This window comes from Streptomyces sp. NPDC102360, from assembly GCF_044766085.1.
GTDB lineage: Bacteria > Actinomycetota > Actinomycetes > Streptomycetales > Streptomycetaceae > Streptomyces.
Genome location: NZ_JBIWLG010000003.1, coordinates 766,022 through 778,355, shown reverse-complemented (window position 1 = coordinate 778,355; position 12,334 = coordinate 766,022). Strand labels below are relative to the sequence as shown.

The following is a 12,334-nucleotide window of genomic DNA, read 5'->3' as shown; positions in this document are numbered from 1 at the left end:
CGAATGGATACGACGTGTCTTCCTCGGATGCCCCGGTCCTTCCCGCGTACGCGCAGAAGTACATCAATGAGCGCAGTCTTTCCGTAGACCTGCGCCACTCGTGTGACGGAGCGTCAAGTTACAGGTGTGTAACGGGGGGTGGTGGGTAGGAGCCGTGAACGCCGCACTCCCGACGGGGGAGTGCCCTTCCGCACGAGGGAGCGACGAAGATGCCCCAGGCCGACAGCCAGGCGATCCAGCGTCCCGATTCACCCGAACGACATACGTCCGGCCTTGGCGGTGCGGCCCCGGCGGCCGAAGCGCCGGGCCTCTTGTCACTCTCCGACACGGGTGGCCGCACGGCGGCGGACATCCGCGAACTGTCCAAGGCGCTGTTCGCCCGGCTCGGCGAACTCGAGGAGGGCACCCATGAGTACGCATACGTACGCAACAACCTCGTCGAGCTCAACCTGAACCTCGTGCACTACGCCGCGCGCCGCCTACGGGCGCGCAGCGACTCCTACGAAGACGTCGTGCAGGTCGGAACGATCGGCCTGATCAAGGCCATCGACCGCTTCGACCTGTGCCGGGGAGCGGAGTTCACCAGCTTCGCCCTGCCCACCGTCATGGGCGAGATCAAGCGCTTCTTCCGTGACACCACCTGGGCCGTCCACGTTCCCCGCAGGTTGCAGGAGCTCAGCCACCACATCGACCGGGCGAACACCCGCCTCGAGCAGGACAACGGCCATGCGCCCACCGTCGCCGAACTCGCCGCCCACCTGGGCCTGGACGAGGACGAGCTCACCGAGGGGCTGACCGCGGCCAACGGCTGCACCGCCGCCTCGCTGGACTGGTCGGCCGACGCCGACGTCGACGACACGCTGGCCGACCACATCGGCTGCCACGACCCGGAGTTGGCCAAGGCCGAGAACCTTCAGGCGCTCAAGCCGCTGATCGCCGCTCTCTCGCCGCGGGAGCGCACCCTCCTCGCGCTGCGGTTCGTCGACGAGATGACGCAGGCCGAGATCGGACGCGAACTGGGCGTCTCGCAGATGCAGGTGTCCCGTCTTCTTACGCGCGTCCTGGACCGGCTGCGGGACCGGCTCGGCGAGTAGGCCGCGGCGACCGGGCCCCGCCGCAGCGGTCCTGCGCGGCGGGGCCCGCCCACGGGGGCGGTGTTCAGGGCACGGCGACAGGGGTGCCCCGGTGTTCGCCCGGATGCGCTCCGGCGGGCTGCAGGACCAGGTCACAGGTGTCGAGCAGGGATTGCCTCTGACGTGTGCTGGCCGCCTGCAACCACGCCAGCGCGTCACCGACGGCGCAGTCCTCGCGCGCGGCCACGTAACCGGCGGCCCGGTGGATCCGCTCCCAGCGGGCCGCGCGGGTGTCGGTGGCCCAGACCGGCTGGGGGCCCGCGGGGTCCGCGTGCGCGGGGCGCCAGCGCAGCAGTTCCTCGCGCGCGAGCGCGGCGGCCCGCTCGGCCTCGGCGATGTGTGCCGCGGTCAGGTGGGTGGGGCGGGTGAAGTAGAGGCAGATCACACCGACGGGCCGGAACTCACGGTGCAGCGGCAGCGCCAGGACGTGTCGCACCCCGGGCAGATCGTCGGACCAGTCCGGCGCGTGCGAGCGGCCGTCGTGGTCGTGCACCTCGCGGACGTAGACGGTCCGTGCCTCCAACGCGGCGCTGACCGACGGCCCGTCGGCGTGCGTGAACTGGGCGGCCTCGGCCCGCAAGGCGCCCTCGTCACTGGCGTGCAGCAACTGCCACTGCTCGAGACAGGGGAACAGGGACATCGTCGTGTGCTGTGCGCCCAATGACCGGGCGAACGCCGTGCACAGCCGTATCGGCAGGGCGCGCCGTCCCACGGCCGCCGCGAGCGACACATCATGAACGATCGACGGGCCTTCCTCCAACATGCGCATACATCCCTTCCGGAGCGGTGGGAGTCCGTCTACCACTGGTACGTCGATCTCACGCATCCGATGTGCCACCGCGTACTCCCCGGTCCCGCGGTCTCGTACGTGCGTGCGGGCGACGGCGATCGGCCACCCCATCGGACGAGTGTCCCGCCCCCGGCGACGGGCAGCCGAACACGATGAGACTGGTCGAAGACGTGGAACGGACGATGGAACGCTGGACCGACACGATGTGGGCCCGGCTGCTTCCGCCCCGACGCAAGCGGGGCGAGGTGGTGTCGATACTCCGCCGCCACTGCGACGACCGGGCGCTCATCCTGGGACGGCAACGCGTACTGGTCCCCAACGCCTTCGTCGTCGAACTGCCCCCGCCGGTCCACCTCCAACTCGCCGCGCACGGCGGCGATGTGGGCCGCCACCTCTCCGTCCAGGTCCGCCGGCACGCCGCGGAGTCGGGCTACACCTTCGCGGGCCCCGTGGCCGTCCACCTGAAGCCATCGACGAGCAGCACCCTCGGCCGCTTCCGCGTCCACAGCCGCATCGCACCGCTCATGGCGCAACGCCGGGGCGAGTGAACGACCCGCCACACCGGGACCGCACGGCGGGGATGTCGCAGGGCTTCTGGCCGAACTCCGCCGGCCGTGCGCACCATGTCACCAACCGCACGTCCGCAAGGGGAGTTGGTGAAGGTGTGAGGGGCATGGAGCAGCGTCCTGGCGAGACGTCCCGGATGGCGCCCGGTGTCGCGCTGGCCGTGGTCGCGGCGAGCACGTTGTTGTCGATGAGCGTGTGGTTCTCCGCGTCGTTCGTGCTCCCGCAGTTGAAGGAGGAGTGGGGGCTGAGTCCCGGTTCCGGGGCGCTGTTGACCGTCGCCGTGCAGCTGGGGTTCGTCGTGGGGGCGGTGTCGTCGGCGATGTCCGGTCTTGCCGACCGGGTCGCGAACCGGTTTCTGATGTGTGGCGGAGCGGTGGGTGCCGCGGTGGCCAACCTTGGTGTGCTGCTCGCCGATGGGCTGGGGTCTGCCGTCGTGCTGCGGCTGGTCACCGGGTTCTTCCTCGCGGCCGTGTATCCGCCCGCGCTCAAGGAGACCGCGACGTGGTTCCGTGCCGGGCGGGGCAAGGCGCTGGGCGTCATGATCGGCGCGCTCACCGTCGGCTCGGCGCTGCCCCATGCCGTGAACGCGGCCGGGGGCGTGGACTGGCACCTCGTCATCGCGGTGACGTCTGTCATGGGCGCGTGCGGAGGCGCGCTCGCCCTCGCCCTGCGGTCGCCAGGGCCTTACCCGTTCCCGCGGCGGAAGGTCACGGTCGGGGGCGCCCTGCGGTCGCTGCGCAATCGCGATGTCGTGCTCGCCGACCTCGGGTACGTGGGGCACATGTGGGAGCTGTACGCGATGTGGGGCACGGTGGCGTCGCTGCTGGCGAGCGTTCCGGTGGTCCAGGAGTCGGGTCGTACGGACGCGCTGGCGTCCACCATCGCCTTCGTGTGCATCGGAGTCGGCGCGTTCGGGTGCCTCGTGGGCGGGGTGCTCGGCGACCGGTGGGGGCGTGCCTCCGCCGCGCGGCTCTGCCTCGTCTGTTCCGGCGGGGCCGCGCTGCTGCTCGCTGCCGGTGTCGATGCGATGCCGTCGGGTCCGGTCATCGCGGTGTGTGTCTTCTGGGGGTTCTGGGTGGTGGCCGACTCCGCCCAGTTCTCCGCGCTGGTCACCGAACGGGCCGACCCCGAATACGTGGGCGGGGCACTGTCGTTGCAGCTGGCGCTCGGCTACTCGACCACCGCGCTCACGTTGTGGGGCGTCCCCGTACTGGTCGCGCACACCTCGTGGCGGGTCGCGCTGCTGGTGCTCGCGGTGGGGCCGGCCGTGGGCGTGGTGGCCATGAGCCGGTCGATCGTCAGGGATCGGCGCGGGACGGCGGCCTGAGTTCGGTTCCCGCCCACTGGTCCGTGCCTGCCGCTCGTAGCGCCCGTAGCAATGGGGCTCCAGCCGTCGTGGTGGTGTCCGTCGGCTGCTTGGCGCGTGGCCCCTTGGGGCGTAGCGCACCCGCCTCGGAGACTGCCCGGGCGCCGACGCGGAGGGCCCGGTACTCCGCAGGGCAGACCAGAAATGCCAGCGCCGCCGCGGCGAACACACCGGGGACGAGGGAGAGGCCGGACGGCATCCCCGCGAGGAAACGGTCGGCGTGCAGCCGGCCCACCGGCACCGAGGGAAGCAGGTCGGGGAGGCGGCGGCAGGCGAATTGCGGGTAGCCGTCGTCGAGGAGGGCCGCCGCCACCTTCGTCGACGGGGGATCCGCCCAGACCTCGGCGACCGGCGCGGGCCATGCCTTCGGGACCTCATGACCGGCCAGGTCCAGGGCGGCGCGACAGATCCGGAGGCGGGTGACGAGCGGCGGGTGTGCCGTCAACTCCCCTGATTGTCCCGCGGGTTCGGGCCCCAGCGCGCTCAGGACATCCGCGAGGATCGCGGGGTACGCCACCCCGCAGGCCAGGCTCGCGCACACGTCGGCGAACACCTCGCCGCTCCACTCCTCGGGCAGTGACGTCCCCGCGAGGCGCGTGGCGATCGTCTCCGCCAAGCCGAAGTCGTCCTCGATGTGATGGCCGACCTCGTGCGCGACGGTGAGTACGGCGGGCACATGCGAGCCGTAGTACCAAGGCACGTCGATCACCGGAAACGGCAGGCTGCGCACCAGCTGGACACCCGCGCGCGTGTGCATGCCGCCGCGCGGCAACAGATCGCGGTACTGGCCCCCGCGCCGGTGCGCACGCGGCGCCGGATCCCGGCTGAACGACACGAGTGGTGGCTCCTTGGACCGTGTGGCCCCAGTGGCGAGAGCCGCCTTCAGCGGGCCCTCGTAGCACGCCCAGGCGAGTTCGTCCGCGGCGTCGAGGTAGCCGCGGTACTCCTCGAGCCTGCGCAGCGCGAACTTCGAGCGGAAGTAGTCCCAGACGTGGTGCAGGTCCAGGACCAGGACGGGCAGGCCCGCCGCTCCGGCACCGGTGACGAGCTCGGCACGCGCCACCGCGATGCCCTCGCTCAACATCGCCTCCACCGAACGGAGTTGGCTGTGGTGCTTCTCCAGCAGGGGCCTCTCGCCGACCGTGAGCCGCCGCCAGGCGGTCAGTTCGTCGGCAAGCCCGTCGAGCAGCGACTCCAGCTCCGCCCGGTGGTGGCTCGGCGACTCCAGGTCCTCCGGCGATGTCACGACTGGCCCATCGGGCAGCGCAGCAGCGCGGAGGACGCCGCGTACAGCGCCGTCGCCCGGAGCGCGTCCTCGTTGGTCTCGAACGTGGTGCCCCGGTCCTCCTCACCGGTGCCGATCGCCGCGCGCATGCCGCCCACCGCGCGCGCCACGGAGGCCTCCTCGGACAACGCCTGGTAGAAGGTGATCACGTGCTCCAGGCCGCCGTCGGGGAACAGCCCCGTGCACACGATCGCGGGGCAGTCGCCGAGCCGGAACAGTTGCGCGGCGAAGAGGTTGCGCAGCGCCAGTTGGACGTGGAGGTCCACCTCCGAGCCCGGGCACGGCGGTTCGAGCACCACCAGCGGCGTGCGCCCCGGCTCGAACCCGGCCAGCCAGCGCGACAGTTGGCTCGGGAAGAGGTCCGAGCCGAGGGCCTTGCTCTCCAGACGGCGGGCATGGCCCGGTGGCGAGAACTCGAGATACGGCATCCCGTCCCGCTGCCGCAGCGGGGCGGCGATGTGCAGGACGTCCGTGCCGTCCGGGGGAGACGTCAGACGGCCGGCGAGATCGCGCACCGAATCCACCACGACCAGCTTGACCGGGAAGCGGCGCTGCTGGAGGTGGAGACGGCGCTGCCAGTACGCCAGAGGCACCACCCGCTCCTCCTGCTTCGTGCTGAACACCAGGACCTTGCGCGGCCCCGGCTCGCGTGTCTCGTCCCGTTGCAGCGCGCGCCTGGTCCCCGGACCGACGAGCGGACACCCCGCCGTCGGGTCCCCGAACTGGATGCGGTTCAGCGCCTTGCGGGTCTCCGGCCCCACGAGGCCGTCCACGTCGAGGTTCACGCCGAGTCGCCGGTTCAGACGGAGCTGCAGCCAGCGCACGTCGATGTGGCGGGCCGCGGAGGGCAGCGTGCGGTACATCACCGGCTGCTCGCCGTCGCCCGCCGCGTCCAGGGCGTGCTGCAACGTCATCTCCCAGGGCAGGGCGTGCGCCGTCGGATCCTCGGACTCGAGCCGGGCGAACCGCAGCCGGCGCAGCGTGGGTTTGCTCAGGGCGGCGCGCAGCAGCCACTCGTCGGCGTGCCAGGCGGCCAGCTTCGCCGGGTGGGGCGAGGCCTCGTCGTCCACCGGGTCGATGTCGGGGCGCCGGCGCAGCACCAGCGTCCGCTCGTCCGGCCGGTCCTGGAAGAGGCGCAGATCTTCCTGGCGGTCCGTATCGCGCATCACCGGCCAGCTCAGGCTGAGCAGCAGCTCCTTGATCCGCTCCGGCACGCCGTCGACCTGGACACGGCGCGCGCACTCGGTCAGCGTCAGCGGCAGACTGTGCTGGACGATGCCGGTGTGCGAGGCCAGCGCGACGGCCCGATTGAACACCCGGACCGCCGCGGTGCGGTCCGGTTCGATCCCGGCGAGCAGCACCAGCGCGGCGAGCGCGAGCCGGGCGTGCGGCACCCGCGGGGCGTCGCTCGGCACGGTACGTGGCTGCTCCCACGGCACCCGGCGCAGCAGCCGGACGGCCAGCTTCCGGTGGCCGAGGCGCGCGGCGATGCGTGCACACCGCCAGACGATGAGCCGGTTCTCGCCCGCCCCTTCGACGAGGCCCGCCGCCGCCCGCTTCAGCCGCGCGGGATCGTCGCCGCCGACCTGGGAGATCAGGAGCCTGGCCAGCGCCTGATCGGGATGGTCCCCGTCGTCCGTCATCTCGTAGAAGGGGCGCAGCAGCTGCCAGGGCACCCGGTGCTCGAGGGCCGGGTTGTCGACGAGGTCGCGCAGCGTGGCCAGGCGCGCCTGGGCGGGCCGCACCTCGGCGAGCGCCTCCGTCAGTTGCCGCACATGCTCCCCGGGCGCCTGGTCCTCGGTCAGCGCTGCGATGCGGCACAGCACCTGCAAGGGGCGGACGAGCGCGGGCAGTTCCCCGTACGGCACGGGCAGGCCCTCGACCGATGTCACGCCGTGCGTGCGCTTCGCCCACTCGCGGGCGAGGAGGTGCAGGCGGAGCGCGAACTCCGGTTCCTGGCCCGGCGATTCCTTGGGTTCCAGCAGGCGGTGCGCGGAGGCGAAATCCATGCTGTCGCGCAGCAGGAAGCGCGCGAACAGATAGTGGCACTCGGGTTCGCCCGTGAGGTAGCCGAGTTCGGACCACAGCCCCGCCGCGCTCGTGAACCAGTCGTTGGCTTCGGAGAGCTCCTGAAGCTCGCCGAACGCGACGCCACGCAGCTGGGCGTTCTGCGCCAGATGCCGGTAGCGCTCGGCGCCCTGCAACTGCCCCGCGGCGATATCGGCCCGGTGGATCGCGGTGAGCGCCGGCTCCTCGCGGCCCAGCAGCAGCTGCGCCTTGGCCTGAAGCCGCGCCTTGTCCGCCTGCTCCGCGGCCGTGCCGACACGCGCCGCGTCGAGCACGCCGAGGGCCTGCTCCGCACGGCGGCAGCGCAGCAGCAGCCCCGCCCGCTGGGCGACGGCCTGGAACGTCGGCATCCCGGCCTCCTCAAGCAGCTCGGCGGCCTGCGCGTACAGCTCGATGGCGCGGCCCACGTCGCCCATCAGCCGACGCTGCGCCGCCTCCGCCGACGCGGCGGTCGCCGCCACGCCCCGCTGACCTATCTCCCGCGCGAACACGAGGACCTGGTGGTACGCCGCCGCCGTGTCCCCGGAGCGCAGCAGGCGCAGTTGCGCGGCGCGGATGCTCAGCGCCCACAGCCGCTCCAGCGTGGGAAGCTCCGCGCGGGACAGCACGCACCGGTCGAGCAGCCGCACGGCGTCCCCCGCGTTCCCGCCCAGGCCCAGCAGCGCGGACCGTACGACATCCTCACGTACCGAGTGCGGCCGGTCCTCCGCGCCGATGCCGCCCTGCGCGAAGAGTTCGTCGGCCCGTGTCAGGTGCAGCTCGATCTCGGCCCAGACATGGTCGTGCGCCTCCGAGGGCGTGCCCTCCGCCATGGCCTCGCGGAACTGGGCGTAGGCGATGTTCAGATGGGCCTCGGCCATGAGGGAGAACGTGATGACGGTGCCGCCGCGGACCTGGCGGGGGATGTCGCGGTCCACGTACTCGTCGCCGAGGATCTCCTCGGCGAGACCGCGCAGCTGGTCGGTGTTCCCGCCCGCCCAGGCGCGCTCCATCGCGGCACGCCAGCGCCGGGGCGCCCGCGGATCCCGCATCTGGAAGCGGTGGTAGAGGGATTCGCGCAGATACCAGGCCCAGTTCTCCGGATCGGCCTCGCCCGCGGCGGCGGCCCGCTCCTCGAAGCGCTGCGCGAAGTCCTGGTGCAGCTCCGTGAACACGTTCTTGTCGGAGATCAGGTCGCGCATCGGGCCGAGGACCACGCTGTGGAAGACCACCGACTCCTCGTCGCCCGCGACCTCGCTGATCCAGGAGGAACCGCCCGCGTACTTGAGCAGCTTCTCCCAGGCGTCGTCGAGACGCTCCCGGTCCGGCGGCGGCACGGGCGGGAAGACCGCACCCTCGTCGTGGAGTTGATGCGCGTCGGTCAGCGGATCGTCCGCCATCTCCGCAGGTCCCGCGGTCATCCGCTTCTCCAGATGCGGCCGCAGGATGTCGTGGACGTGCTCGCGGCGCAGCCGCCGGGGAATCACCCCGTAGCGCACCAGCCACAGGACGACCGGGTCCTCGATACGCCGCAGCACCCGCTTGACGAGGTAGCGGATGAGCGGATCGCGCAGGCTGCCCAGCTCCTCCGCGGTGACCTCGGGGTTCTGGTCGGTGACGTCCGCGAACAGCGCGAGGTGGAACGGCATGCCGGAGCTGCGGCGCACGATGATCTCCCGCAGTTCCGAGTGCCGGACATCGCGTACGTCGCGCAGATAGCGGTCCGCCTCGTCGGGGGTGAACTGCACCACCTGAACGTTCTCGTAGTCGCCCAGCGAGGCCAGGGCCTGCCCGTGCCGGATGCTCAGATCCTGGCGCCCGGAGAGGATGAGCCGCAGCGCCGGGCAGGCGCGCACCGTCTCGCCGAGCAGCCGCAGCAGGCCGTCCGTGTGGGAGGCGCTGCGCAGGACGACCTCCTCCAGCGTGTCCACCACGAGGAGCACGGGCCCCTCCGTGCCGAAGCTCTTGTTGAACCGGGAGGTGAAGGCCTCGACGACCTCGCGACCGATGCGGCTCTCGTCCTGCGAGCGGATGCCGCGGGCCGCCTCCTTGGCGGACCGTGAAGTGGGCCTGCGCAGCAGCGAACGGTAGGCGGCATACTTGTCGAGACCGGTGAACACCCGCTGCGGCAAACGCTGTTCGAGCTGCTCGGCCGCCTCCAGGAGCAGCAGCCAGGGCCAGTGCGCCGCATTCAGCGGATCGACGACATCGAAGTCGATCCGGGCGCAATTGATGTCCGCCTCCGCGGTGACCGCACGCCGCGACACCAGCCAGCGCAGCTGCATGGTCTTGCCGGTGCCGCCCGCGCCGTGCATCTGCCACACGCGCGGGCCCTGCGAGGAGAGCAGCCGCCTGGCCCGCTCCCACAGCCCGTCCGGTTCGAGGAACTGGGCGCAGCGGGCGTAGTCGGCGGCCCAGTACGTACGCGCCCGCAGATATCCGGCGCGGTCCTCGGCCAGTTTGAGGAGCGCGCGCGGGGCGATCTGGGCCCGGTCCGGATCCGTCAGTACGTCGACGAGGTCCTGGCAGCGGGTGAAATCACGCTTGGTGTCACTTGCGAGGAACAGCTCCTCGAAGAGTGCGGCGGCGCCTTGCGGATCGACGAGCATCAGATGACGCAGCCGCTCGTTCGGCCTGCCCCGCGAACCCCAGTGCTCGCTCAACAGCCGTTCCAGCTCCATGAGTTGCTTGGGATACGGCGGGCCGCTGGTCTCCTCCAGCCAGGGGAGCAGATAGGCGGGGCGGTCCGCGTCCGGGACCTGGTAGCACAGCCGGTGCCCGGGGATCTCCTCCACGGCGCCGCGCTCCAACAGGGCCGTGAGGCCGGGCGGGGTGCCGCCCACGAACTCTCGGATGACCGCGTACGTCTCCTCGTCGAAGAGCCGCGCGACGGCCGCGGCCCGCAGTGTGTTCGTCCACTCCGCGGGCAGCAGTGCGCGCCGGATGTCGTCCAGGGCCTCGCCCTGTCCGAGCCGGTCGGCGAGTTCGCTGAACGCGGCCGCGAGACGCTCGTCCGGATCGGACATCAGCCCGCCTCCTTCATGCCGCCGCCCATGCCACCCATGTCGAGCCATGTGTCCAGGACCCGCTGGTACATCCCGACGTGGAAGGATTGCTGGTTGCCCTTCATACGGTCCAGGAGTGCCTCGAAGTCCGTGAAGCTCAGGCGCTTCAGCAGCTTGTTCTCCTGCAGCTTGCGCTCCCAGAACTCCCTGGCGAGGCGCTTGTAGTCGTGCAGCTGAAAGTCGGTCAGGACCACGGGCGCACCAGGAATGAACTCCTGCAGATGCCTGAATCCCGCCCAGCTCTGCGGTGCCACGGCCAGAATACGCAGCGGGAAATCGTCGCCGAGCTCCTGCACGGGGCCGAGCAGCAGCGGCAGGAGCGCGCTGCGGAAATCGGACTCGCTGATCCGCTGGGCGCTGTCGATGGCCAGCAGGTGGGGACGGCGCCTGGCCAGGGCCCGGTTCCGCAGGGTGGTCAGGAAGGCGTCGAAGATCTCGGCCCGGCGCCGCTCGGCATGCCGGTCGGCGTCCACCGAGAAGGAGTGGCCGAGGTCCAGCTCGGACGACGGCATCCGCTCGGCCCACTGCCTGCCGCCCTGGGCGGCGAGGTTGAGCACTTGGTTGAACCGTGCGAAGTCCGTGGAGTTCATGGAGTCGGGCTGACGCTTGTCCATGCAGGCCTCGCGCAGCGCCCGCAGCACCGCCAGCCAGTCCAGTGTCACCGGCTCGCCGCCGTCGCCCCGGCCCGTGTACTCGGCGAGATCGATGTACGTGATGTCCTCGCCGCGCAGCATGCAGGTCAGCAGGCACCACTTGGCCAGCCACGTCTTGCCGCACTTCTGCTGGGCGGAGGTGATGGCGAGCAGCCGGTCCGGTGGGACCGTGGTCGCTTCGTCGGGCTGCTCCCACCAGCCCGTGCGGCGTTCCTTGGCCCGCCCCAGGAACATCGCGAGCTCGGCGAACGGCCAACTCCGGTTCATCCGCGTCAGTTCCGGCTCCAGATGGCCGAACTCGACCCTCACCACGTCGGACGGGTCCTTCACGCCGCACTGAAGGACCGGGAGCGCCCACGAGGGGCCGTCAGGGTCATCGATGTGCAGATGGTTGCGGGCCGCGGTGATGGCCGCATCGATCGACCGGGCACACGCGAGGCCCTCGTACAGCGCATGGGAGAACTCGGCTGCGGCCGGCGAGTCGATGTCGGCCTGCATGGCCACCACCGCTGAGGAGCCCCGCTCCAGACAGGTGTCGATCAGGCCCGCGAACTCGGCGGCGGGTGCGTGTGCCAGCCGGCAGGCGTTGAGGACCACGAGCCGCGGCGTCCAGGAACCGTAGAGGTGATCCATCTGTTCGGGACCGAGCGTCCAGGTCTCCTCCGGCCCGTCCGGCTCCGCGTCCGGGGAGTCGGCCGCGGGCTGTGTGGCATTGAAGTGGAGCCCGCCCATGTCGCCCGCGACCGCACGCATGCCGTGCCCGATGAAGTGCAGTACGTGCGGGCGCACATGGTCCACTTCGGCGATGAGTTCACGCAGGCTGGGACCGTCGATCACCTCGGTGTGCAGCCGCCCGGGCAGTTGCGTAAGTGCCGCGCCGATCATCGCCAGCTCGTGGTCCGCGAGGAGTCTGCGGTCACGCGGATTGCACACCACGAGCAGGACCCGCAGCGGACCCCTGGCGTTCTCCTGGGGAGTCTCGGCGGCGGCGACGACGCGTCCCCGGCGCAGCAGCACCCGGTTGTTGCGCCACAGCGCCTGCCGCTTGTCGCGCATCAGTTCCCAGGGTAGTTGGACCAGGGCCCGGCACTCGATGTCGACCCGGACGCGCAGCGGGTTCCGTTCGGTCACCCCGTTCTGCAACCCGGCCCAGAGACCGGCCGGTGCCGCGTCGAACACCCCTTGCTGCAATCGCAGCCCGATGTCGGTCCGCTGCTCCCGGGCCGCTCCGGGTTCGAGCGCCGCGGTGAACTCCGCGCCCGCGATGCCTGTCGGATCGCGGGCGACCTTCACCAGCTCGTCGCCCAACGCCCAGTCGAACTCACCGGAGTTCGTGTGCAGTCGGACCTGGTCCTCGGTGATACGAAGAACTACGTCGGGCATTTCCGGCCCCCCGAAAATCGTGCTGAGTGCTGTTGTACGTGGTGCT

7 protein-coding genes are annotated in these 12,334 nt (G+C 71.3%); 3 read left to right on the top strand and 4 right to left on the bottom strand.

The annotated features are described in order from the left end of the window. Positions 1-209: 209 nt before the first annotated feature. Positions 210-1,094 (top strand): SigB/SigF/SigG family RNA polymerase sigma factor, encoded by an 885-nt coding sequence (locus ACIRHA_RS17865; protein WP_403846245.1) that lies wholly within the window; start codon positions 210-212, stop codon positions 1,092-1,094. Between the two features lie 64 nt (positions 1,095-1,158). Here ACIRHA_RS17865 and ACIRHA_RS17860 read toward each other — a convergent pair whose 3' ends face one another. Further along, positions 1,159-1,896: a GAF domain-containing protein gene (locus ACIRHA_RS17860; RefSeq protein WP_403846242.1), complete on the bottom strand. Its 738-nt coding sequence runs from the start codon at positions 1,894-1,896 to the stop codon at positions 1,159-1,161. A 179-nt stretch (positions 1,897-2,075) separates the two neighbouring features. Between ACIRHA_RS17860 and ACIRHA_RS17855 the strand changes: the two genes are divergently transcribed. After that, a complete protein-coding gene (locus ACIRHA_RS17855; RefSeq protein ID WP_403846239.1) occupies positions 2,076-2,471 on the top strand; it encodes a DUF3662 domain-containing protein in 396 nt (131 codons plus the stop codon). Positions 2,472-2,596: 125 nt separating this feature from the next. Next, on the top strand, positions 2,597-3,817 hold the full coding sequence (locus ACIRHA_RS17850) for an MFS transporter (protein ID WP_403846237.1): 1,221 nt from the start codon (positions 2,597-2,599) through the stop codon (positions 3,815-3,817). Here ACIRHA_RS17850 and ACIRHA_RS17845 read toward each other — a convergent pair. Genes ACIRHA_RS17845 through ACIRHA_RS17835 form a run of 3 tightly spaced genes read right to left on the bottom strand, consistent with a single transcriptional unit; the run spans position 3,789 to position 12,288 of the window. Beyond that, positions 3,789-5,102: a hypothetical protein gene (locus tag ACIRHA_RS17845; protein ID WP_403846234.1), complete on the bottom strand. Its 1,314-nt coding sequence runs from the start codon at positions 5,100-5,102 to the stop codon at positions 3,789-3,791. The two genes, ACIRHA_RS17850 and ACIRHA_RS17845, sit on opposite strands and share 29 nt — an antisense overlap. Further along, on the bottom strand, positions 5,099-10,213 hold the full coding sequence (locus tag ACIRHA_RS17840) for a hypothetical protein (protein WP_403846231.1): 5,115 nt from the start codon (positions 10,211-10,213) through the stop codon (positions 5,099-5,101). The genes ACIRHA_RS17845 and ACIRHA_RS17840 overlap by 4 nt, the downstream gene beginning before the upstream one ends. Then, complete coding sequence (locus ACIRHA_RS17835; RefSeq protein ID WP_403846228.1) at positions 10,213-12,288, bottom strand: CHAT domain-containing protein; 2,076 nt, start codon at positions 12,286-12,288, stop codon at positions 10,213-10,215. The genes ACIRHA_RS17840 and ACIRHA_RS17835 overlap by 1 nt, the downstream gene beginning before the upstream one ends. Positions 12,289-12,334 lie beyond the last annotated feature (46 nt).

Excerpts from the sequence above, each read along its gene's own strand:
- ACIRHA_RS17855 (WP_403846239.1), top strand. The coding sequence starts at position 2,076 with ATGAGACTGGTCGAAGACGTGGAACGGACGATGGAACGCTGGACCGAC.
- ACIRHA_RS17860 (WP_403846242.1), bottom strand. The coding sequence starts at position 1,896 with ATGTTGGAGGAAGGCCCGTCGATCGTTCATGATGTGTCGCTCGCGGCG.
- ACIRHA_RS17835 (WP_403846228.1), bottom strand. The coding sequence starts at position 12,288 with ATGCCCGACGTAGTTCTTCGTATCACCGAGGACCAGGTCCGACTGCAC.
- ACIRHA_RS17865 (WP_403846245.1), top strand. The coding sequence starts at position 210 with ATGCCCCAGGCCGACAGCCAGGCGATCCAGCGTCCCGATTCACCCGAA.
- ACIRHA_RS17850 (WP_403846237.1), top strand. The coding sequence starts at position 2,597 with ATGGAGCAGCGTCCTGGCGAGACGTCCCGGATGGCGCCCGGTGTCGCG.
- ACIRHA_RS17840 (WP_403846231.1), bottom strand. The coding sequence starts at position 10,213 with ATGTCCGATCCGGACGAGCGTCTCGCGGCCGCGTTCAGCGAACTCGCC.